The organism is Gardnerella sp. DNF00747 (assembly GCF_049262675.1).
Taxonomy (GTDB): domain Bacteria; phylum Actinomycetota; class Actinomycetes; order Actinomycetales; family Bifidobacteriaceae; genus Bifidobacterium; species Bifidobacterium swidsinskii.
Window position 1 is genome coordinate 678,275 of record NZ_CP058394.1, and the last position, 24,602, is coordinate 702,876.

At 40.8% G+C, this 24,602-nt stretch carries 15 protein-coding genes and 1 riboswitch; of the genes, 9 read left to right on the forward strand and 6 right to left on the reverse strand.

The features are described 5' to 3' along the window. Positions 1-7: 7 nt before the first annotated feature. On the reverse strand, positions 8-979 hold the full coding sequence (locus HXT32_RS02505) for an MIP/aquaporin family protein (protein ID WP_422119029.1): 972 nt from the start codon (positions 977-979) through the stop codon (positions 8-10). A gap of 246 nt (positions 980-1,225) precedes the next feature. Between HXT32_RS02505 and HXT32_RS02510 the strand changes: the two genes are divergently transcribed. The 4 genes from HXT32_RS02510 (at position 1,226) to HXT32_RS02525 (ending at position 8,255) form a co-directional block, all read left to right on the forward strand. Next, positions 1,226-1,999, forward strand: a complete 774-nt coding sequence (locus tag HXT32_RS02510; protein WP_004106562.1) for a pseudouridine synthase — start codon at positions 1,226-1,228, stop codon at positions 1,997-1,999. Then, complete coding sequence (der, locus tag HXT32_RS02515) at positions 1,996-4,200, forward strand: bifunctional cytidylate kinase/GTPase Der (RefSeq protein ID WP_004108854.1); 2,205 nt, start codon at positions 1,996-1,998, stop codon at positions 4,198-4,200. Before HXT32_RS02510 ends, der begins: the two co-directional genes overlap by 4 nt. Positions 4,201-4,250: 50 nt before the next feature. Continuing rightward, positions 4,251-6,779: a DEAD/DEAH box helicase gene (locus tag HXT32_RS02520; protein WP_004108857.1), complete on the forward strand. Its 2,529-nt coding sequence runs from the start codon at positions 4,251-4,253 to the stop codon at positions 6,777-6,779. A gap of 87 nt (positions 6,780-6,866) precedes the next feature. Then, positions 6,867-8,255, forward strand: coding sequence for a replication-associated recombination protein A (locus tag HXT32_RS02525; RefSeq protein ID WP_004108860.1), 1,389 nt, complete (start codon positions 6,867-6,869; stop codon positions 8,253-8,255). A 13-nt stretch (positions 8,256-8,268) separates the two neighbouring features. Here the strand turns inward: HXT32_RS02525 and HXT32_RS02530 are convergent, their stop codons facing one another. From HXT32_RS02530 to HXT32_RS02540, 3 genes are all read right to left on the reverse strand, one after another. Further along, positions 8,269-8,574 carry a YhbY family RNA-binding protein gene (locus HXT32_RS02530; RefSeq protein ID WP_004108863.1) on the reverse strand — a complete coding sequence of 102 codons (306 nt, stop codon included), beginning with the start codon at positions 8,572-8,574 and terminating at the stop codon, positions 8,269-8,271. A gap of 190 nt (positions 8,575-8,764) precedes the next feature. Next, on the reverse strand, positions 8,765-11,104 hold the full coding sequence (locus tag HXT32_RS02535; protein ID WP_116994702.1) for an energy-coupling factor transporter ATPase: 2,340 nt from the start codon (positions 11,102-11,104) through the stop codon (positions 8,765-8,767). 20 nt (positions 11,105-11,124) lie between these two features. Beyond that, a complete protein-coding gene (locus tag HXT32_RS02540; RefSeq protein ID WP_004108872.1) occupies positions 11,125-11,694 on the reverse strand; it encodes an ECF transporter S component in 570 nt (189 codons plus the stop codon). Between the two features lie 6 nt (positions 11,695-11,700). Continuing rightward, positions 11,701-11,847: riboswitch (FMN riboswitch) on the reverse strand. 72 nt (positions 11,848-11,919) lie between these two features. Here HXT32_RS02540 and HXT32_RS02545 point away from each other — a divergent pair. From HXT32_RS02545 to HXT32_RS02555, 3 genes are all read left to right on the forward strand, one after another. Next, entirely contained in the window at positions 11,920-12,954 is a 1,035-nt protein-coding gene (locus tag HXT32_RS02545) for a glycosyltransferase (RefSeq protein ID WP_004108875.1), read from the forward strand. A 93-nt stretch (positions 12,955-13,047) separates the two neighbouring features. Then, positions 13,048-13,821 carry a polyphosphate--glucose phosphotransferase gene (gene ppgK, locus HXT32_RS02550; protein WP_004108876.1) on the forward strand — a complete coding sequence of 258 codons (774 nt, stop codon included), beginning with the start codon at positions 13,048-13,050 and terminating at the stop codon, positions 13,819-13,821. A 93-nt stretch (positions 13,822-13,914) separates the two neighbouring features. Next, the gene (locus HXT32_RS02555; RefSeq protein WP_004108878.1) at positions 13,915-15,102 is read left to right on the forward strand and encodes a pyridoxal phosphate-dependent aminotransferase; all 1,188 of its coding nucleotides are present in this window, start codon (positions 13,915-13,917) and stop codon (positions 15,100-15,102) included. Between the two features lie 19 nt (positions 15,103-15,121). Here HXT32_RS02555 and HXT32_RS02560 read toward each other — a convergent pair whose 3' ends face one another. Both HXT32_RS02560 and HXT32_RS02565 read right to left on the reverse strand, forming a co-directional pair. Further along, positions 15,122-17,338, reverse strand: coding sequence for a hypothetical protein (locus HXT32_RS02560; protein WP_050770711.1), 2,217 nt, complete (start codon positions 17,336-17,338; stop codon positions 15,122-15,124). 46 nt (positions 17,339-17,384) lie between these two features. Continuing rightward, on the reverse strand, positions 17,385-18,986 hold the full coding sequence (locus HXT32_RS02565; RefSeq protein ID WP_012914200.1) for an ABC-F family ATP-binding cassette domain-containing protein: 1,602 nt from the start codon (positions 18,984-18,986) through the stop codon (positions 17,385-17,387). 283 nt (positions 18,987-19,269) lie between these two features. Here HXT32_RS02565 and uvrA point away from each other — a divergent pair, with 283 nt between their 5' ends. Both uvrA and uvrC read left to right on the forward strand, forming a co-directional pair. Then, positions 19,270-22,161, forward strand: a complete 2,892-nt coding sequence (gene uvrA, locus HXT32_RS02570; RefSeq protein WP_415707588.1) for an excinuclease ABC subunit UvrA — start codon at positions 19,270-19,272, stop codon at positions 22,159-22,161. Positions 22,162-22,262: 101 nt separating this feature from the next. Further along, entirely contained in the window at positions 22,263-24,602 is a 2,340-nt protein-coding gene (gene uvrC, locus HXT32_RS02575) for an excinuclease ABC subunit UvrC (protein ID WP_415707580.1), read from the forward strand.

Here is a 24,602-nt window from a genome sequence, read left to right on the forward strand (position 1 = left end):
TTTATTCTTAAAGATTGTTCGCAACGTTATTGTCAGATACGTTTTGAACGTATTCATAGCTCATATCTGGTGCTACAGGAGCATCTGCTTTTGTGTCTGCAAAGTTTTGTATTGGTGCAGGATTTGTTTCATTTGATACAGCAGGTTTTTGTGCTGAGTTTGAAAGAAGCTTTGTTAATAGCAAAACTAGGCTAACAAGCGCTGCAGCAAAAATTGGAGCAATCCAGAATACCCACAATTGACTTAGTGGTTTAACTTCCAAATCATGAGAGTTTGCGAATAATGCAATGCCGGTAGAACGAGCAGGATTCAAACCAGCTCCTGTAATTTGATATGTAATGAAAGCGCCAGCTGCGTATGCAATACCGATGTGTGTTGCATAACCGCATTTAGTATTACCTTCATGGTCTGTGCTGCGCAATGCAGTGGCAACAATCAAAATAACAGCAATAACTTCAACTAATAACGCAGATACTATTCCGAAAGACAAGTTTATTTCTTTTAGTTGACGTGCAGAAAGAGATGCCTTTTCGAATCCGTTTACTATTGAAACAAACCAATACTTTTTGTCAAAACCTGAGCCTTGGCCAACTTGTGATGGATTAATGCTTGAATTCTGCTGAGGAATAATAAGAATGAACAATCCTGCAGCTGCAATAGCACCAAGAACTTGGGCAACAATGTAGCATAATCCTGCAGTGTATGAAGTGCGTCCAGTAAGCATCGAAGCAACTGTTACTGCAGGGTTAAGGTGGCCTCCAGAAACTTTAGATGCAATATATGTCGCTGCAGCATAAGCGATACCAGTGCCGGCAGCAATCATTAAAACGTTGATTCCGTACATTACGGTAGTAAGAGAATAAAAAGTGTAAACAACGAACATCGCTAAAGCTGTAGCAATAAATTCAGTACCAATACGAACAATAAGTGGCGCAGCAGTTTTAGTTGTGCTGCGCGGTGTATCTGTAGTTTTAATCATAACTTTCCTTAATTTTAGTTGTGCCGCTTTGTTAATGATTGCAACACAATGAAACCTAGGCTATATTATCACGGCTATGCCATACGGTAACATAGAAAGACGTGGTGTTTTTTGATTTATTGAAAATTTAATAAATTGCCACATGCATTAGTAAGTTAATGAGTAATGAATTGCTTATACTGCGTATTCTTGAGTAAATTCTGGCGCAAGTATGTATGTAATTCTTTAGGTCACGTTGGGAGAACGATGCCAAACGCATATTCCCGCGCCAATCAGGCGCATTCAGATGACAACAACGCCATTCGACTGCAGAAGCTGCTTGCTGAAGCGGGATTTGGTTCAAGACGCAAGTGTGAAGAGATTATTCTTGACGGGCGTGTTGAAGTAGACGACGAATTGGTTACAACACTTGGTACTCGAGTAGATCCAAAACGTCAAAAAGTGCGCGTTGATGGATCTCGCGTAAAGTTCAACACAAAGCTAGTAACGCTCGCATTGCATAAGCCTAAGCGAGTTCTTAGCGCAATGGACGATCCAAAAGGTCGCTTTACTTTAAGAGATATTGTTGGAGACAAGTACGAGCGAATTTTCCACATGGGACGCTTGGATTACGATTCTGAAGGTCTTATTTTAATGACCAACGATGGCGAGCTAAGCCAGCACGTAATGCACCCAAAGTATGAGGTTGAGAAAACTTATATTGCAACTGTTGAAGGCAAAATCAACGGTATGGTTTGCCGCCGCTTGGTTTCGCAAGGCGTGAATCTTGAAGATGGTTGGATTAAGCTCGACCGCTGCGCAATAATCGACCAGAATCACGACACAACCATGGTAAAAGTTGTGTTGCATTCTGGCAAAAATCGTATTGTTCGCAGGATTTTTGGAGCCGTAGGATACCCTGTAAAGCGTCTTGTTCGTACGCAAATTGGCCCTATTAAATTGGGTGACTTAAAAGCTGGATCGTATCGCGTGCTTTCTCAAACAGAAGTGCGTTCGCTTTCTAAGGAGGTTGGCCTGTGATTTGTGTAGCAATTGATGGACCAGCAGGAGTAGGTAAGTCTTCTACTTCTCGTGCTTTAGCACAATACTACGGTTTTGCGTATTTAGATACGGGTGCAATGTATAGAGCTGCTGCTTGGTGGTGCTTGAAACAAGGTATTGACTTAAGCACGAAGCTTGAATTGGATGAAGAAGGAAATCCTGTAAATCCAGCGGATACTGAACGTTTTAATCAAATCATTGAAGCTGTTGGAGCCTTATTTACTGAAAGTGACGCTGACTTTAGTGTTGATCCTAAGAATCCTGTAGTGACTGTCGAAGGTGAAGATATTAGCGAAGAATTGCGTTCCAGCGAAGTTTCTTCGCATGTGTCTACTGTATCTTCGATTCCTGTAGTTCGCCGTATGCTTATTGCTGCTCAGCGAGCGTATATTGCTTCAGAGTCAGATGAAGATTCTTTCTCAGGCGGAGAGGGAATAGTTGCAGAAGGACGCGATATTACTACTGTTGTTGCTCCTAATGCTCAAGTTCGAGTGCTTCTTACTGCACGCGAAGAAGTGCGTCAAGCTCGCAGAAACAAGCAGAATATTGCGCAAGAAAATTTGCAAAATAATGAATCTAAAAATAATGAATCTGAAGAAGACGATATTCGCGCTCGTGACGCTAAAGATGCTAAAGTTACGCATTTTCTTCAAGCAGCAGACGGTGTTACAACGCTAGATAATTCTGATTTGACTTTTGAGCAGACTCTCGATGCTCTTGTTGAAATGGTTGACGCTGCTATCGAGCAAGATGAGTACGACCGCTATGCTGCTAATCTTGAAGGCTACGATCTTGACGATGAAGACCGTGCGTTTCTTCGAGGCGGCGAAGTAAGTCAAGACGATGCAAAAGACTCTAAAGCTGTTGGAGTAATCGCCATTATAGGTCGACCAAACGTTGGAAAATCAACGCTTGTAAATCGTATTTTGGGTCATCGTGTAGCTGTTGTAGAAGATACTCCAGGTGTTACGAGAGATCGCGTAAGCTACGACGCTGAGTGGGCTGGAACCAACTTCAAGCTGGTTGACACTGGCGGCTGGGAAGCAGATGTTGAAGGCATCGATTCTTCTATTGCTCAACAAGCGCAAGTAGCAGTGCGTTTAAGCGATGCTGTGATTTTCCTAGTAGATGGTCAAGTTGGTTTAACAGCTACAGACGAGCGTATTGTTTCAATGCTTCGCGCTGCAGGTAAGCCTATTACTCTGGCAGTTAACAAGGTTGACGATGCTAGAAGCGAGTATTTGACTGCAGAGTTTTGGAAGCTCGGAATGGGTGAGCCTTACGGAATTTCTGCAATGCACGGCAGAGGCGTTGGAGATTTGCTTGATGCAGCTCTCAATTCTTTGAAGAAAGCGAATAAAACTTCAGGATTCTTAACTCCAGAAGGACTTCGCAGAGTTGCTTTAGTAGGTCGTCCAAACGTTGGTAAGTCTTCGCTTTTGAATCATTTAGCTCATGAAGAGCGATCTGTTGTAAACGATTTGGCTGGAACTACTCGTGACCCTGTTGATGAGGTTGTGCGAGTTGACGGCGAGGATTGGCTGTTTATTGACACTGCTGGTATTAAGCGCAGGCAGCACAAGCTTACGGGTGCTGAATACTATTCTTCACTTCGTACGCAAGCTGCGATTGAACGCTCGGAACTTGCTTTGATTCTTTTCGATTCTTCCCAGCCTATTGCAGAGCAGGATTTGAAAGTTATGAGCCAGGCTGTAGACGCGGGTCGCGCAATCGTACTTGTGTTTAACAAGTGGGACTTGATGGACGAATTTTCCAGACAACGTATGGAACGCTTGTGGAAAACTGAGTTTGAGCGCGTAACTTGGGCTGAGCGCGTAAATCTTTCCGCAAAAACAGGATGGCATACGAATCGTCTTGCGCGCGCTATGCGAACAGCTTTAGACAGCTGGGATAAGCGTATTCCTACAGGCAAGCTCAACGCTTTCTTAGGTCGTATTCAGTCTGCTCATCCGCATCCTTTGCGAGGTGGAAAGCAAGCGCGAATCTTATTTGCTACGCAAGCTTCTACGCGTCCTCCGCGTTTCGTAATATTCACAACCGGCTTCTTAGAGCACGGATACCGTCGCTTTATTGAGCGATCACTTCGAGAAGAATTTGGATTCGAGGGAACTCCTATTCAAATCTCCGTAAAAGTACGAGATAAGAAGAAGCGCAAATAAAGCGCGATTAAGTCACAAGTAAGTTGGTGTTAAGTAAAGTAGGAGCGTATATGGCTGGTTTGAGCGAGTTAGCTTTCGATTTGCATCATGCTAGCGAAGATGAGATTTTTCAAGCATTTGTTGATTGGGTTAAAGATAACAAACATGTAGATTTGTGGCCGCATCAAGAAGAATCCATCATGGATTTGCTTGCAGGAGACCACGTTATTTTAAACACTCCAACAGGTTCTGGAAAATCTCTAGTAGCACTCGGCATGCATTTCACAGCACTCGCCACCGGCAGACGCTCCTACTATACTGCGCCAATTAAAGCTCTCGTATCCGAAAAATTCTTCGATTTAGTAGCTATTTTTGGGCGTGACAACGTTGGTATGATTACAGGCGACTCGCATATTAATGCGGATGCTCCAATAATCTGCTGCACGGCGGAAATCTTAGCAAATCAAGCTTTACGTGAAGGCGTAAATGCTGAAGTTGATTGCGTTGCAATGGACGAATTCCACTACTATGGTGATCCAGAGCGTGGATGGGCTTGGCAAGTTCCGCTGCTTACACTTCCAAATACGCAATTCTTACTTATGAGTGCAACTCTTGGAGACGTAACGGATATTGCGGAACGCTTAGAAAAATCAACAAAAAGAAACGTAGATATTATTGCAGACGCTCCAAGACCAATCCCGCTCGAATACGAGTACACAGATAAGCCGCTTGCAACAACTGTAGAACTCTTATTTAACAAGGGTTTAACGCCAATTTACGTAGTTCATTTTTCGCAAGATGCAGCTCTTGAAACAGCGCAAGCGCTCGCAAGTACGGGAGTTTCAAGCAAAGAGCAGCGAGACAAAATTGCTCAAGCCATTAAAGGTACTAAATTTACTACAGGTTTCGGCAAAATTTTGCAAAGAATACTTAGAACCGGCGTTGGAGTGCATCATGCTGGCATGCTTCCGCGCTACCGCAGACTTGTCGAACAGCTGGCTCAGCAAGGACTGCTACCAGTTATTTGCGGCACAGACACTCTCGGCGTTGGCATTAATGTGCCAATTCACTCTGTTGTGCTTACAGCGCTAACAAAGTTTGATGGGAATCGTAGTCGCAAGCTTCGCGCTCGCGAGTTTCATCAAATTGCAGGTCGTGCAGGCAGAATGGGGTTTGATACAGAGGGCTTAGTAGTTGCAGAGGCTCCAGAGTTCGAGATTGAAAACGCGCGCGCTGTTGCAAAAGCTGGCAATGACCCTAAAAAGCTTAAAAAAGTTAAGCGTAAGAAGGCTCCAGAAGGATTTGTAGTTTGGGGCGAGCCAACGTTTACTAAGCTTATTGAAAGTGCTCCAGAAACTTTGAATCCGCATATGGTTGTAACGCATTCAATGATTTTGAACGAAGTTACGCAAGGCGGAGACGCTAGAGCACGCGTTGAAAAACTTATTGAAGATAGTGCACAAAAGCCGCAAGATAAAGAGAAATTGCTTGAGCGTTGCAACGATATTTTCCAAACTCTGCTCGATACTCAAGTGATTGAATGCAGAGAGTTTTCGGATGGTTCTTGCGATTATGATCTTGATGTTGCTATGCCAGAGGGTTTTGCTCTAGATCAGCCGCTTTCTCCGTTCTTGCTCGCAGCTTTGGAACTTCTTGACCCAGAATCTCAAAGCTACGCGCTTGACGTAATTTCTATGGTTGAAGCAACTTTGGATGACCCTAAGCCTGTGCTTCGTGCTCAAGAGCGCAAAGCTCGCGACGCTGCAATGGCTGGCATGAAAGATGATGGCGTTGACTACGAGGAGCGCATGGAACGCTTGGCGGAAGTCAGTTACCCTAAGCCTCTTGGAGATTTGCTTGAGCCTGCTTTTGCACAATATCGCAAGGATGTTCCTTGGGCAAACGACTACTGGATTAAGCCTAAATCTGTGCTTCGAGACATGGTTGAAACTGCTTCCGATTTTACTGGATATATTTCGCGCTATGGCATTGCTAGAAGTGAGGGAACGCTTCTTCGCTATCTTTCGGACGCTTACCGTTCGCTTGCTCGCACTGTGCCAGAAGATATGTTTAACGAAGAATTGCGTGACATTATTTCGTGGCTTCGTCTTGTTGTGCGCTCTATTGACTCAAGTCTTGTTGACGAGTGGGAGAGCGCAGGAGGGTCTGACGCTGAAGCTAGTGCAGTAACTACGGCTGCACCTTCAACTGCTGAGTCTGTTGTTGAGGATCGTCGTGGACTTATTGTGTTGATTAGAAACGCAATGTTCCGCCGCGTGCAGCTTATGGATTTGGAAGATGCGGATACTTTAGGAGAGCTTGACAAAGCTTGGGGTTACGGCGTTCATGAGTGGAATGATGTGCTTGACGACTATTATGATGAGCACGAGTATGTTGGTATAGATGCTAAAGCTCGTAGTGGCGACTTGTTTATTTTGGATGATTCTCTAGAAAAAAGTGAGCATTCTTGGAAAGTTCGGCAAATTATTGACGATTCAGACGGGGATCATAATTGGGCTATTACTGGCGTTGTCGATTTAGATACAACGCAAGATGAAGGTGAAGTTGTGTTCTTCGATTACCAAGTTTCGCACGTGTGATTTTTAAAAATGTGCTAACAGAATGCGAAATGCAAGACGCAAAATGCAATCGAACGTTTGTTCTATATGTAGTGTAAGCTGGTATTTATGGAGCAGGATTTATTTGCAGCAAGTAGCGTGCCGAGTGATGTAACTCGTCCGCTGGCAGTGCGTATGCGCCCGAGCAGTATTGAAGACGTGCTAGGGCAGTCGCATGCTCTAAAAGAAGGTTCGCCTTTGCGTAGGCTTGCAAATCCGCAATCTAAAGGTTCTCTTACTGCTCCAAGTTCTGTTGTGTTGTTTGGTCCTCCGGGAGTCGGTAAGACTACGCTCGCTTATATTGTTGCTCGTCAGTCTGGTCGAGTGTTTGAAGAGCTTTCTGCTGTAACGTCCGGAGTTAAAGACGTTCGTGCGGTACTTGATCGAGCGCATGAGCGTTTAGTGAGTAATGGTCAAGAAACAGTTTTATTTATTGACGAAGTTCACCGTTTTTCTAAATCTCAGCAGGATGCTTTGCTTCCAAGCGTTGAAAATCGCGACGTAACTTTTATTGGTGCTACTACCGAAAACCCAAGCTTTTCAATCATTAAGCCGTTACTTAGCAGATCAGTAGTTGTTAAACTTGCGTCGCTTAGCGTTGAAGATTTGCATACGCTTATTGAACGTGCGCTAACTAGCGAAAACGGTCTTAATAATCAGCTTAAAATCAACGATGACGCTATTGATTCTATTATTCGTTTAAGTGGGGGAGATGCTCGTAAAACTCTCACCATTTTAGAGGCGGCTGCAGGGGCAGTAACAGGAGATGTTGCGTTACAGCACGGCAAAAAGAAGCCTGTAATTACTGCTGATATTGTTTCTAACGTAATGGATACTACTACAGTTCGTTACGACAAAGATGGCGACGATCATTACGATGTGATTTCTGCTTTTATTAAATCGATGCGTGGAAGTGATGTTGACGCTTCTTTGCATTACTTAGCGCGAATGCTTAGAGCTGGGGAAGACCCGCGTTTTATTGCCAGGCGAATTATGATTGCTGCTGCAGAAGAAGTTGGTATGGCAGCTCCGCAAATTTTGCAAGTAACTGTTGCTGCAGCTCAAGCTGTTGCTTTAATCGGCATGCCGGAAGCGCGCATTATTCTTTCTGAAGCTGTGATTGCTGTAGCAACTGCTCCTAAATCAAACGCAAGCTATAACGCTATTAATAAGGCTTTGCAAGACGTTGATGCTGGAAATATTGGTCAAGTGCCTCTTCATTTACGCAACGCCCCGACTGCTTTGATGAAAAGTTGGGGAAACCATGACGGGTACAAGTATGCTCACGATTATCCGGGTGCTGTGGCATCGCAACAGTATATGCCAGATGAGCTAGTTGGTCGCGAATACTATCAGCCGTCGAATCGTGGCTACGAGCATGAGCTTACTCAACGCTTATCTCAAATCCGTGCCATTCTTCACAATTCTGAAAATAAAAATAATAAAACTAATTCGTAAATGTTTTATTCATTTATTCACGCACAAGCATAATGTGTTCAACGCTGTCTAATGGGGATACGCGGAACAAAACAAAACGATTGCCGATTACTTGCACGACTTCGGCACCGAGCTTTTGAGCAAGTGCATCAGCAGCTTCTTTGGCGCTTAATCCGGAACCATCTTGCACAGCACACTTCATGAGCTCGTGGTACTGCATGGTTTCGTCTGCTTGCTTCACAGCTGCATCAGTAATATCGTTCTTGCCAACGTATAAAAGTGGGCTAAGCGTATTAGCGAGCGCGCGAAGCTGCTTAATCTGCTTCTTTGTCAATGCCATAAGGAGTCCTTTCAAATGCAAGTTTTATAACGCAAATATTACATAAATTACATAGTGCTTAACGGATTATACAGTATATTGCGAATTGTTGCATGTGATAATACAAATTTATTTATTGCGCATTTATTCCGTAGTTATTCCGTATTTATTGCGCTTGCTGCAAAAGGTGAAATATTTTCAAAATTTTTTATTACAAAGGTAGCATTTTGCACACAATAATCGCGCTTACAACACCAAGAGTAACTACTAATAGCAGTACATCTTTTATACGCATTTTCCATGAGTGCAAGTGAGTTCTTTCAGCTCCAGGCGTGTAACAGCGTGCATCTAATGCGAGCGCAAGAATGTCAGCATGGCGAATTACTCCTGCAAAACCTGGCACAATTAAAGCTGTTATGGCGTGTACTCGTTGTTTAAAAGAACCATCTCGAATGCTACTTCCTCGAGCGATTTGCGCTAGTGCCACAGAGTGCGCCTCTACACTAAGTGTTGGCAAGAACCGTAGTGCTAGGCTCATAATAAGTGCTATTTCTTGCGTTGGTATTCCAATATGTCGAAGTGGTGATAGTAATCGTGTGCAAGATTCGTTAAGCGTTGTTTGACTCATTGTTAGTACTAGAACTGCTCCAATGATAATAACAAGCGAGAATCGTGTTGCAAAAAGTATTGCGTAATTAATTCCGTCAGTTGTAATAGGAATAGTTGCAATATTTGCTAGCACTGTGCCGGTTCGCACTGCCAGAATGTTAAGTAATCCAGAGAAAACAAATATTGCAATAATCATGTGCAGTGAAGAAATAAGCTTAATAAATGGTATTTTTGCGGCAACAGTTAGAGTAAATGTTACAAAAGCAAGAATAGCTAACTGTATGTAGTTAGTAATACTAAAAGCACTTAGCATAAGAATAAAGCATGATAGCAGCGTCGCGCGTGGGTCAAAAGATTGAAGTAGCGAAGTTGTTTTTGCTTTTGTGGAACTTTCTTTGTTTTTGTTATTTTCAGTATTTTTTGCTGTGTTGCTTGCTTTGTTGTTTGCTTTTAATGTTACTAATCTTGCGCCTAAATCTTCTGCTTCTTGAAGATTATGCGTAATAAGTATTATGGTTACACCTTGATTATGTAGCATTCCAAGAATTTTTCGAATACGCAACGAAGCTTCAAAATCTAATCCAGCTGTTGGCTCATCCAGTACGAGTACGCGTGGCTTGCAAGCTAAAACGCCAGCTATTGCAACAAGACGCTGCTGACCTCCAGAAAGCGCAAAAGGTGATTTTTCAGCCAAATTCTCAAGGTTCAATAAGCGTAGGGTTTCATCCACACGTTCTTTGAGAGCATTGCCTTTCAGCCCAAAATTTTTTGGCCCATAAGCGACATCGTTCCGTACTGTATCAGCAAAAAGCTGTTGTTCTGGCAGTTGCATAACGTAGCCAATTGTTTGATGTAGTTTTTGTCGTATTATTCTAGAAGTTTTACCTCTAACAGATATGCCATGTACTGTTATATTTCCTGAATTGGCTTTTAACAATCCACACATTGTTTTAGCAAGAGTTGATTTACCGCAGCCGTTTTCGCCCATTATTGCAACTGTTTCGCCACTTTTAACAGTGAGTGAATAATCGTCAATAACAGCTGGAGAAGTTTTATCATATTGAACAGTTAGTCCGGAAATTTCCACAGCGAGATCTGACTTATTTTCTTTGAATCTGCTATCTGTTAAGTTCTTGTTCTCGCTAATTTTAGTTACATGATTATTAGCCAACTCAATATTAGAAAAGTAAGTTTTTAAACCATTAAAGCTTACTTCTTTCAGTATGCCATTTTCTAGTAGGAGTATGCGATTGGCTCGTTTGCATTCCTCAAAATTATGTGTAATTTGAACAATAGTAGTGCCATTTTTGTGCAAATTATCAAATAAAGCATCAACGTCTTTACGTGCGAACGAGTCGAGCATAGAAGTAGGTTCGTCAAGAACAAGCAGTTTAGAATTCATAGCAATAGCACTTGCTAAAGCTACTCGTTGCTGCTGTCCGCCGCTCATAGTGCTAGGGTCAGCGTAACGCTTATCTTCCATGTGAACAGTTTTTAAAGCTTCACTGATACGCTTATACATTGCTTTTTGAGGGAATTGCAAATTTTCTAGTCCAAAAGCAACATCTTCTTCAGTAATTGTGGTAATAATCTGGTCTTCAGGACTTTGGAAAAGTGCACCAATATATTTTCGTGCATTTTTATATGATTCAGCACAAGCAGTAGTATTTTCAAAAACTTTTTCGCCGCACAATGTAACATAACCGCTATCTGGAGCTGTTAAACCTGCAATAATTTTTGCTAAGGTTGATTTACCAGAACCGTTTAATCCCACAATTGCCACGCGTTCGCCAGGATTAATTGTAAGACTTAAATTATTAAGCGTCCAAGTTTTTCCATCATCGTAGCTAAAGCAAATATTTCGCAACACTACTTGCGAATTGTTTTCAATCATGTGCTTCTTAGCTTCGTTTATGCTATTACTTGTGCTGATATTATGCATAACTATTCCGTTTGGGATAATTATTTATTTTCGTGTAGCAGGTTAGAAATTGGTTTGTAAATAAGCATAGTTACTACTACGTGCAAAGCAAGTTTAATAATATTAAATGGCAGTAATGCTGGAAGAATAAGAGCCGCAACCTGCGAAACAGTTATGTGAGCGTAAAGAGGAGTAATAACAAGATTTCCACCTATTGCAAGAGCAATAGCAACAATCGAGCCTGCCAAAAGTGCAATGATTGCGCCTTTTTTGGTATGCATTTTTTTGTATACGATTGCTGCTGTAACGCTAGCTCCTAAAGATACTAGCACTGCCATAACTGTGCCGAGTGGATTGGTAAATAAGTGTGGTGCAAAGCCGAGTATGCTTACGATTGCTGCAGCTGCAGGACCATACGCGAATCCTGCTACGAGACACACGATTCCAGAAGGATCGTATTTAAGATAGCTGAGGTCTGGAATAAGTGGAAATTCTATGAAACTTACAGCCATTGAAAGTGCCACGAATAGAGCGTATTTTGCTATTTTTTCACTAGACCAGTTAGAATTCTTTGCATAAGTTTGGTGATTATTTGTATTAGAAATGCCCATGATGGCTCTCCGTTTCTTTCATCCGGACTGTAACCGTTGGCTTCGGAATTTAACCGAATCAGCAGCTCGTAAGCCGCTCGCGGGCTTCAAAAACGCATGAAACACGTATTTTGTTACCGCCAGTAAGGATTTTCACCTTCCCTGAAACTAACTATTCTTTTGTATCTCATGCTAAGAACATTGTTGTGATAATTGTGTGGCGAGGGTAGGTGCGAGAATACAAGTATGAGCAATACGAGTGCATCAAAAAAAATTAGTACTAATAACGCAACTAGCATTGATAAATTAGCTATTGTTGTTGTCACTTATAAGCGTCAAGAGCTTTTGGAGAATTTATTCCATTCGTTTGAATGTTTAAAAGAATGCCCTTGGCGTATTGTCGTTGTTGACAATGAGTGCAGTGACAAAACCGGCGAAATGGTTGCTCGTCTTGAAGCTTCTTTAACTAATCGTTGGGGTAAAGCTCAAAAAGATTGTGAAGGCAATGAACTTCATGTTGTGTATGCTCCGCAAGATGAAAATCTTGGTGGTGCTGGCGGTTTTAGTGCTGGTGTTAAAAAAGCTTATGAACTTGGAGCTAAGTGGTTCTGGGTTATGGATGACGATGTTGAAACAGTGCCTGAATCTATTGAGCGTCTTGCTCCTTGGACTAAGCGTCACGCTGTTGTTCAAGGAAGTCGTTTAGATTACGACGGCGGTAATTTCTACTGGCAGTATGATTTTTTGGTTCCGCTTGGTATTCCAAATCCTATTGCTCCTGCTGCTTTCGGCAGAGCTGGATACAAAGTTATGAATACGATGTGTTTTGAGGGCGGCTTGATTCGTCGAGATATAGTTGAAAAAATCGGCTTCCCGGATTCGCGCTACTTTATTTACTGGGATGATACTACTTACGGGTATCTTGCGAGTAAGGTTACTAACCCTATTGTTGTTCCGGATATTATTCTTCGTCGCACTCGTGATATTCCTAATTGGGATATTGCAGGAGTGCGTCAGCTAAATTCAACATCTGACATGAATCGTTATCATATTATGCGAAATAGAGGCTTTATGGCTCGCTACTTTATGGTTTATGGTGATTTTCGTCCGTTTATGTTTGCGCTTGGAACTGCTTTAACAGCTGCTAAAGAGATTATTCGTTTGATTGCTGTCGATCGTGAGCATATTATTTCGGGTATTGGTAAATTGTTTACCGGTTGGATTGATTCTCGAAAAATTTTGCACGATCAAGACTGGAAACCTATGCCTTCGTTGAAGTAGAAGTTAGTAAACAGTAAGCGTGTCGTATCAGATATACGATAGAATACTGGTAATTGTCCATACAGCACACATTCAGAGGGGAGTGTTAGTGAAATGATTGACACTGCACAAGCATTTGGCGTCGATATTGGTGGATCCGGTATTAAGGCTGCTCCAGTAAATTTGGAAAAGGGAGAGTTCGCAGAACCTCGATACAAAATTCTCACTCCTGCGGTTTCTACGCCTCAAGCAGTTGCAGATATTGTTCGTCAGCAGCTTGAACATTTTGAAGTACCTGCAGATGTTCCTGTTGGAATTGCGTTCCCTGCTCCAATTAAGCCTGGTAAGAAGCTTGATTTTATGGCAAATCTTGACCAGTCTTGGATTGGTGTTGATGTTACTGAAGTCTTTAGCGAGGCTTGTGGTCGTCCTGTAACAGTAGTTAACGATGCCGATGCTGCTGGTTTAGCTGAGCAGCGTTTTGGTGCAGCAAAAGACAAGGATGGCTTGGTTATTGCTACTACTCTGGGCACTGGTATTGGCACGGCTTTGATTTACAACGGTGTGCTTATTCCAAACACTGAGCTTGGTCATATTCAGCTTGAAAAAGGTAAAGGCGATGCTGAAAAGTACGCTGCTTCTTCTGTTCGTGAAAAGTTGGATATGGGCTATAAGAAGTGGGCTAAGCGTTTGACTAAGTACTACGGCTTGATGGAAAAGTATTTCAACCCAGATTTGTTTGTTGTCGGTGGTGGTGTTAGCCGCGTAAGCGAAAAGTTCTTGCCGCATATCGATATTAAAACTCCTATTGTTGTTGCAACATTGCATAATGAGGCTGGAATTATTGGTGCAGCTTACTATGCAATGCAAAAAATGCAGCAAAACTAAAAAATAACTAAATATTATTTGTTATCTATTGAGCTGGGTGAGCAGTTTATGCTGCAGCCCAGCTTTTGTTATGCCAAGTGTTAGGGTAGTTTCGTGCGATTTTCTTCTAGAGTAGATGTGAGTGAGCCAAATCCTATTATTTTAGCTCAGCGAAAAGCTATTTTTAATGGCGTAAAGCTTACTAAATTAAACGATTCCAATCCAACGTCTCACGGCTTAGCTCCTCAATGTTTAAGCGGATGTTACACAGCAGACCCTAGAGGTCCTAAGGAAATTCGCGATATTCTTTCAAACTTCATCAATAAGCGAGATAACCGCACTGAAAAGTCTGTTCCACCAAAGCTTAATCCAGATCAGCTTTATGTGCTTTCTTCAACTTCTCAAGCTTACGCATGGCTTATGATGCTTTTATGCGATGCAGGGGATGCTGTTATGGGACCAACTCCTGGATATCCTCTTATAGAGTCTATTGCACGCTTGCAATGCGTGAATGCAATACCGTATCCTTTGCACTATGATGGTTCTTGGACTATTGATATTGCGCGTGTTAGAGAACTTTTAGAAGATGCGTCTTTGCGTATTAAAGCTCTTGTGCTTATTAATCCAAATAATCCTACAGGCTCATATGTTAAGCCTGAAGAACGTGAAATACTATTGCAATTATGTCGTGATAATGGTGTTGCGATTATTGCAGACGAAGTATTTTATGAATATTCGCTTGAATCTTTTGCTGGCAATGCTCGTTTTGCTGGAGAATCTTCTACTTTAGTTTTTGCGCTTGATGGATTCTCCAAAATGCTTGCTGCTCCTCACGCCAAAGTTGGTTGGATTGAAGTTTCAGGTCCTAAAGATGATGTTTATGAAGCACAAAAAAGGCTTGACGTTATAGCGGATGATTTTTTGCCTATTGGTAATACTGTTTCTGAGCGAATACCAGAATTATTGCAATATGCATCTTCTCAAAGCGCTATTGTACGGAATCGTGTTATTAATAATCTGCATACGCTTCGAGAAACATTGGTATCCACGCCTAAATGCTGTGTTAGCGCGTTGCGTGCAGAAGGCGGATGGAATATTTTATTGCGTGTACCATCTTGCATTGACGATGATGTATTAGCTTTGAGATTGATGAAAGATTATAATCTAGTTTCTCAACCTGGATATTATTTCGATATGCCAGTTAATGGGTATTTAGCATTGTCATTATTGCCAGAGCCGCAACAGTTTATTAGCGGATTACATGCGCTTCTTCGAACTGTAGATGCATTGTTAGAAGAATAGTAATTATATAAATAATTATTTAAAACAATGTCATCCAACTTCTAAACGCGAACCATAAGTTTGGATTAAAACGAAGCGTGCTGTCTTCACGTCCTGTAACAAACCAACTGAGTACAGCAATAGCAATAGAAGCAAATAGCAATACTGCTACAAGTAAGCGTATTGTGTAAGCAATAGTTTTTTTATGTAAAGAATTTTCTGATTGCAAGGTGGACGCATACTCTAAAAGCAAGCTAATTCCAATTGCGGCAGCTATGGCAAAAGCCCATGCAAAATCAGCAATATATCTCCATCCGATACCAGCTTTTAAACTGTCAAAAACAATAAGAACAAGCCCAACTATTATAGCTATTACGCTTGTGCGCCAAGCAATATGCGTACGGCAGTGTTTTTTCATAATAAATACGCATACTATACCAACCAATGCTAATGGTGAAAGTGTAAGCATTCCGCCAATCATAGGCTCTGCATATTGCCAACGGTCAAATGCGATAGGCTGAATACCAATCCAAGGAAAAGTTGGAATAAAACGCAAAGGTAGCGCAATATAGCTAAAAATAGACGGCAAAATATTTTGTGACGGCAAGCGCATAGTCGTCATGTCAGTAATAGTTATTTGATACTCATTGCCAAAATTTAACGGTGAGCCAAAGCGCAAAAGATTATAAATACCAAATGGAATTGCAGTAATTATGCATGGTAGTATCCAAGCTGCAAAATATTTAAAAGGCTTATACCATGAAGAAACTTGTTTCCAGTTGCGCAAAATATTTGGTAAATCTTTTTCTATGTGTGAATAAATTGCAGGAAGTGCAAAAAGAACAGCTATAGAAAAAGTAGGTCTGCATCCTAAATTTAATGCAATAAAGAAAGAACCTAAAACAATATTTAGCAAAGAGTGTGTTCTATTAAAACCTAGGTAGCACCACAATCCAAGAGATGTGAAGAAAAGTGAGGCTGCCATAGGTACGGAATAAAATGACGTTCTAAACCACAAATACACTGTATTTGAAGTAATGAAGAATAAAGTAAGAACAATAGATGTCGTTCCTAAAGATACTTTTTTTGAAGTCTGCTCAATAATTCGAATAACCAATAGGGAGCCTGCGATAAGAAAACCAATTAAGAATATTATCGTAGCTACTGTTGTTGGAAGCATAGAGCCTTCAGGAGTCCATAGTCTTGAAATAATGCGATAAGGCAAAAATAGCAATATTGCTGGAAGAACTCCAAAGTAGGAGTACCAGTGACCTTTGTAGTATGCGTAATCCCAATACATATGCTGTACTGAGTGGTTTAACAAATTATTTCTAGCCGTAGGGTCGTAAGGATTTTGCAAGTGTTCTAACTCATTAGGAACAGGAAGATTTAAATGCACTTGACCTTTTAACAATGCGTCTGCAGTGTGGGCATATTGATCAAAATCATATGCATAATTACCGTTTGTGTAAAAATGCATAGGAGTTGCGTTTCGTAAATTCCAAAAAATAGTTATTAAACCAACAGCAATAAATGGAAGAAGAGAAGCAGCAAAGCAGCAACGTTGAATAAGACTATGAGTGTTGAGTTTAATTTTCCAAAGCTTGGACCAAGGATTCCAAAGCGTAACAAGAAATGCAAAAAGAGCAAGTATTAATACGCGACCCCATGACCACCTAAAAGGCACTCGAACGTTTGCTCTTGAGTCTTCAATATTTAATATTGATCCTATTGGATGTTGCAGCCATACTCTTACAATGCAAGATTTTCCTACTGCTTGTTTTGGAAGTTTAAGCAAAGATGGGTCTAAAGAAGCAGTGTTTGTGCTTTGAGGTTTGCTTAAGTATTTGTTTGCTTCAACTAAAACATTGATGTTTGAAATAAGATTATTATTTTTGCTTTTCTTTTTAATAATTGCAGGCTCTAAGCGAATATAAGGCGAACTTCCGTCGGATGTTACTTCTAAATATGCTTCTGAAGGATCCGTTATAAGAATGCCGCCAGAATCTAAGCGTCTAATTCCAGAACCTATATCGTTGTGCGCAGAAATGCTATCTGTGCTTCCTGTAACACTGCTCCAAAATGGCAGATTTCCAATAGAACATTCAAATAAGGTTATAAGAATTATTACGATGAATGGTATTCGCAAAAAATGTAGCGCACGTTTTATGCAATGATTGTCAATTTGATTGCTTATACGGCTGTTGGCACTATTCGTCGTATTTGGCAAAGTCTTAGACGCGTATGTTGAAATCACTGCTTAACCATTCTATTGTACAATTCAAGTAATTCAGTTCAACATTTTACTCTTCGGCAACTAAATCGAGATATTCGTCATTCCACAAGTCTTCGTCGCCATCAGGCATGAGTAGCACTCGCTCAGGTTGTAAGGCTTGAACTGCACCTTCATCGTGTGTAACAAGAACGATTGCTCCCTCATATTTTGCAATAGCTTTAAGTATTTCATCTCGAGATGCTGGGTCCAAGTTGTTAGTAGGTTCGTCCAGCAGTAGCACATTGGCTTTGGAAGTTACTAGTGTTGCAAGTGCCAGACGTGTTTTTTCGCCACCTGAAAGCACTCTGGCAGGCTTCATTGCGTCGTCGCCAGAAAACAGGAAGCTGCCAAGCATAGAACGTGCTTGTGTGTCATCCAGGTTTGGTGCAACATGCTGAAGGTTTTCCAAAACTGTAGAATCCAAGTCTAATGTATCGTGTTCCTGTGCAAAATAACCGATTTTGCATCCGTGTCCGTATTGAACTTCACCAGTATCTGCTGTTTCTTCTCCTGCCAAAATTCGTAATGTTGTTGTTTTTCCAGCACCGTTATAGCCTAGAATGACAACACGTGAACCTTTGTCTATAGCAAGATTAATTCCAGCGAAAACAATATTAGAACCATACGCTTTGGAAATATCTTTTGCCATAATTGGAGTTTTTCCGCATGCAGCTGGTTCTGGAAAACGAATATCTGCAACTTTTTCTTGTTTTTGAGCTTCACTTGTTTCGCTTAATAAGCGTTCAGCTCTTCGCATCATGTTTTGAGCAGCAACTGCTTTTGTAGCTTTTGCGTGCAAGCGAATGCCTTGTTTCATAAGGCGTTCAGCTTTCTTTTCTGCAACTTCTCGTTCGCGACGACGTCTTTCTTCGTCCACTACGCGCTGATGCAAGTATGCTTTCCAGCCCATTGAGTACATGTCTATTTTTGCAAGTTGAGCATCTAAATGCCATACTTTGTTTACTACTTCGTCTAGTAATTCTGTGGAGTGAGAAATTACTAGGAAACCACCTTCAAATCGTTTAAGATAATTGCGAAGCCATATTATTGAGTCTGCGTCTAAGTGGTTTGTAGGCTCATCGAGAATTAATGTGTCTGCGTCAGAAAACAGAATTCTAGCAAGTTCTATGCGGCGACGTTGACCACCTGAAAGTGTGCCTAAAGCTTGTTGCATAACTTCTTGTGGAAGTCCCAAGCTTGTTGCCATCGATATTGCTTCAGATTGCACTGAATAACCGCCTGCTTTTTCAAAATCTTGCATTGCTTTGTCGTAGCGGTTCATAGCTTTAGTCATTATGTCTGGATCTGGATCTGTCATTTCTTTTTCCGCTTTGCGAATACGCGAAACGATAGAAGCAATATCTCGAGCACTCATAATGCGATCTATAACGCTTTGTTCTGGGTCTGCTGCGTGTGTGTCTTGAGGTAAGTAGCCTAAACCTCCACTAACTCTAACCGAGCCTCCTGCTGGCAGCATGTCTCCTGTAATAACGCGAGTAAGCGTAGTTTTGCCTGCGCCGTTTCTGCCGACTAAACCGATCTTATCTCCCTTTGTGACGTGAAAATCGGTAGGATTTAACAGCGTTCGCGCACCAATCTGAATGGTTAAAGCTTGTGCGTCAATAGGCATAATGTCTGTTCCGTTCCCCAAAATTAGGCTGCTATTATTTATTACTTATAAAAGTCATAAGCAAACTCACTATTATACTGCTTACTGGTAACGAATACAGCAAGTGGTTGATAGTCAAATACTTTACTTTTTCGAACACTTGTTCTATAATTTTCTTGTCAGTGATAAAATTGGGTATTGGTTGGGAATATTCAAGTGATTATGGGGAAGTGTGGAGGTAATTGTGTCAGAACAGGCGAATGAACAAAACGACTCGTTACAAGAATTGCTTGATAATGCTCCTATGTGCGCTAACAACGGTACTTTTATAGCTGATTTATCTAATATTCCTTCTGAATGGAAAATAACTATCCAGGGTGCTAGAGAGCACAATCTAAAAAATGTAAGTTTGTCGATTCCTAGGAATCGTATGGTTGTTTTTACTGGTCTTTCTGGATCTGGTAAGTCCTCGCTTGCGTTTGATACGCTTTTTGCAGAAGGTCAGCGACGCTATGTTGAGTCGCTTAGTGCTTATGCTCGCCAATTTTTAGGGCGTATGGATAAGCCTGATGTTGATTTTATTGAGGGTCTAAGTCCTGCTGTTTCTATTGATCAAAAAACTACGAATCGCAATCCTCGTTCTACTGTTGGAACTATTACAGAAATATATGATTATTTGCGATTATTGTTTGCAAGGATTGGTGTGCCTCACTGTCCTGAATGTGGTCAAATAGTAAGTTCTCAAACTCCTCAGCAAATGACAGATTCATTGCTTGCTATGCCAGAACGTACGAGATTGCAAATTCTTGCTCCAGTAGTTCGTGGTCGTAAAGGAGAATTTAAAGACACGCTTGAGCTTTTACGCTCAGATGGTTATGCTCGTGCGATTATTGACGGGCAAATGCATGAGCTTTCTGAAGATATTACTCTTACTAAACAGAAGAAACATACAATTGAAGTAGTAGTAGACCGTTTAGTTATTAAAGATGGCATTCGTGTTCGATTAACTGATTCGATTGAAACAGCATTAAAACTATCTAAAGGAGTAGTAATTGCTGATTTTGTTGACGAACCAGAAGACTCGCAAACGCGTCGTAAATCATTTTCGGAACATCGTGCATGTCCAAATAATCATCAATTAGAGCTTGATGAGATCGAGCCTAGAACATTTTCATTCAATGCTCCTTATGGTGCTTGCTCTGAATGTTCTGGCATTGGATACAATCTCGAAATTGATCCTGAACTTGTTATCCCGGATCCAGACAAATCTCTTGCGCAAGGAGCTATTGAGCCGTGGGCAATGAATAAGTCAGCTGGAATGTATTATCAGCACATACTTTCAGGACTTGCTAAAGATTTGCATTTTGATATGAATACTCCGTGGAAGGATCTAGCGGAAGACGTTAAACATGACATCATGTATGGTCATGATTTCACGGTTCAAGTTTCCTACACAAATAGGTGGGGGCGTCAGCGTGAATATTCTACTGGCTTTGAAGGTGTAGTTCGTACGCTTATGCGCAAACATGACGAAACTGATTCTGATCAAATGCGTCAATATTATGAGTCGTATATGCGTGAAGTTCCATGCCAAAAATGTAATGGAAAGCGTTTACGCCCAGAAGTTCTTGCGGTTACAGTATCTAATACTTCCATAGCTGAAGTTTGCGATATGCCAGTAGAGCGAAGTCTAGCATGGGTAAATGCTTTGCATTTGGATGGTTCTCAAGCAGTAATTGCAACAGAAATATTAAAAGAGATTCGTGCTCGACTTGGTTTTTTGAACGATGTGGGTTTAAGCTATCTTACTCTTTCAAGAGCTGCAAAAACTTTGTCTGGTGGAGAGGCTCAACGTATTCGTTTAGCTACTCAAATTGGATCAGGTTTAGTTGGTGTTATGTACGTGCTTGATGAGCCGTCTATTGGATTGCATCAAAGAGATAATGAGCGTTTGATTGCAACATTGCATCATCTGCGAAATCTTGGTAATACGCTTATTGTTGTTGAGCATGATGAAGATACTATTCGTCAGTCTGATTGGCTTGTTGATATTGGTCCAGAAGCTGGTGAGCATGGAGGAGAAGTAGTATATTCAGGTCCGTCTGATGGAATTATTAAAGCTCAGCGTTCAATTACTGGAGATTATATTGCTCACAGACGCTCAATAGATGTGCCAGAACAACGTCGTAGTGTAGACGAAAATCGTATGCTTCATATAATTAATGCCCATGAGCATAATTTAAAAAATATTGATATAAGCATACCTTTGGGAGTATTCACATGCATAACGGGTGTATCTGGATCTGGTAAATCAACACTTATAAACTCAATTTTGTATCCAGTTCTTGCAGACAAACTAAATGGTGCTCGAATTGTGCCAGGAAAACACAAACGTATTGATGGTATTGAGCTTTGTGACAAAGTAGTGCATGTCGATCAGAATCCTATAGGAAGAACTCCTCGTTCTAATCCAGCAACTTACACTGGTGTTTGGGATAAAATACGTTCATTGTTTGCTCAGACTCCAGAAGCAAAAGTTCGTGGTTATGGTTCTGGTCGCTTCTCGTTTAATGTTAAAGGAGGCAGATGCGAAGCATGCCATGGCGACGGTACTTTAAAAATAGAAATGAACTTTTTGCCTGACGTATACGTAGAGTGCGAAGTTTGTCATGGTAAACGTTATAACCGTGAAACTTTGGAAGTTACATATAATGGAAAGTCTGTTGCAGATGTTCTTAATATGCCTATTTGTGAAGCTGCAATATTTTTCAAAGCATATCCTTCTATTTCTCGGTATTTAGATACTTTAGTAAAAGTTGGCTTGGGCTATATTCGTCTTGGTCAAAGCGCAACAACGCTTTCTGGCGGTGAGTCTCAACGAGTAAAGCTTGCTACAGAGCTGCAGAGAAGATCTACTGGTAAAACAGTTTATATTCTTGATGAACCTACTACTGGACTGCATTTTGAAGATGTTAGGAAACTTCTAGCGGTTTTGCAATCTCTTGTAGATAAAGGCAACAGTGTTATTGTAATTGAACATAATCTTGATGTTGTCAAATCTGCAGATTGGATTATTGATTTAGGTCCAGAAGGAGGAGATAAAGGCGGAACCTTAGTTGCAGAAGGTAGTCCTGAGAGCGTAGCGCGTAATGGCGAGAGTTGGACAGGTAAATTCCTTAAGCAAATGTTACATTAAGCGTTCAAAAAAGTTACCGATTTGTAATTTGCGAACTTAGAAATTTATTCGACAAATCTTATGAATAGTTGCATAAATCTTGTTTAGGAAAGGAGGTGAAAATGAAAGATAATGATCTTAATAAAAATTCTTATAAACCATATGATTTGCAAGAAGAAAATAGGATGAGAGATAGTGAAAAATGGCGTAAAACGCAAGAAATGATAGATGAACAGTTTTCGAAAGATTCATCATTTGATAATGAAAGAGTAAATGCATTAGGAGCTCCATTGCTTGGTGATACTCGTGATTTATTCCGTCCAGCTTCTCGTGATATTCCAGCGCAACCTGGAGTATACAAGTGGCGTGATGGCGAGGGGCGAGTTATTTACGTTGGAAAAGCAAAAAATTTACGCAATCGTTTAGCGAATTATTTTCAACCTCTTTACCAACTTCATCCCAGAACTCAATCTATGGTTCTTACAGCTCGCAGTTTGGAATGGACTGTTGTAAGCACTGAATTTGAGGCTCTTACACTTGAATATACTTGGATTAAAGCTTTTAATCCTAGGTTTAATGTAGTTTTTCGTGACGATAAAACATATCCTTATGTTGCAGTTTCGCTAGAAGAAACTTTTCCAAGAGTATGGATTACTAGAAATCGTAGTGCGCGGCATGCTAGATATTTTGGTCCGTATGCAAAAGTGTGGCCTCTTCGTCATAGTTTAGATTCTTTACTTAAAACTTTTCCTATTCGCACATGCTCATCCTCTGTTTTTAACAAAGCTCATAGGACTGGTAGGCCTTGCTTATTTGCTTCGATTGGTAAATGTTCAGCTCCTTGTATAGGAAACATAGATCCTAGCGAACATCGCAAGATGGTAGAACATGTAGTTGGCATACTTACAGGCAGTGTTGGAGAGTCTTATATTTCACAAATTAAGAACGAGATGAAAGAAGCAAGTGAAGAGCTAGAATTTGAGCGTGCAGCTAAATTGCGTGACGAGATTGCTGTTTTGAACACTATTTTGCAACAAAATGCAGTTGTGTTTGACAATGATGTAGAAGCAGATGTTTTTGGATTCTGCGGAGATGAGCTTGAAGCGTCAATTCATGTATTTTTTGTCAGAGCTGGAATGATTCGTGGAGAGAAAAATTGGTCAGTAGAACGAAATGAGCATATCAGTGACAGTGATCTTATAGCTGATTTATTAACTCGCGTATACGCAGAATATGAGCAAAATTACACACAAAACCATGAAGATACTATTAGCATTAAGAAAGTTCGCGACGCTGTTAGCTCTACGCAACAAGCTACTGCAACTGATGTAATATTGCGAGCACAAGCTACTAAAACTCGTCGTGAACGTCAAGAGAGAACAGGTCGTGAGGATTTACTTGCTCCTATTTCGCCTGTTCCTCGTGAGATTATAGTTCCAATTAAAATTTCTGAAGAACGTAAGCAAGAGCTTGAATTGTGGCTTAGCAATATTCGTGGTTCTCAAGTAAGTATTAGAGTTGCAGAGCGCGGAGAAAAACGTGCTCTTATGGATCGTGCAAACGATAATGCTAGTCAGGAATTGAAACGCATAAAATCTAGCCGTATTAACAGCATAGATATGAGAACAGAAGCTATGAATGAAATAGCAAAAGCGCTTGGAATGAGTAAATCTCCTTTGCGAATTGAATGTTATGATATCTCAAATACAGTTGATGGCAGTTATCAAGTTGCTTCTATGGTTGTTTTTGAAGATGGTGTTGCTCGTCCTAGTGAGTACCGTCATTTTGCGGTTCGAGGTGAACATGGTGATGGTAAAACAGATGATTTAAGTGCTGTTTATGAAACATTATTGCGAAGATTTAAGCATAAAGATGTTTATGTAGAAGATAGGCTTGATACAAATGCATCAGATTCATCAGATATATCTGACTCATCTGATATTAATATTTGCGATGCTAACAGTATTTCTAATAAGCATTTTTCAGCTAATTCATTGACTAGTGCGCGGCATTTTGCTTATAAACCTCAATTAATTATTGTCGATGGAGGAAAAGAACAAGCAAAAGCTGCTAAAAGAGCTATGAAAGATGCTGGCGTAAGTGATATTACTGTTTGTGGTTTAGCTAAGAAGCTTGAAGAAGTGTGGCTTCCTGACGAAGATTATCCAATCATTTTTAAGAGAAGCTCAGAAGGATTGTATTTATTGCAGCGCGCTAGAGATGAGTCTCATCGTTTTGCTATTTCGTATCATCGTAAATTGCGAAGAAAAGGTTCATTGCATTCTACTTTTGATGCAATTCCTGGAATTGGAGCAGTGTATCGCAAGCGTTTGTTTGCATCTTTTGGTTCAATAAAATCTTTGAAAAATGCTTCATTAGAAGATTTGCAAAAAGTACCTGGAATTGGCGAGAATAAAGCAAAAGCTATATACAGTGCTTTGCGTAAAAATAATGATAAGTAG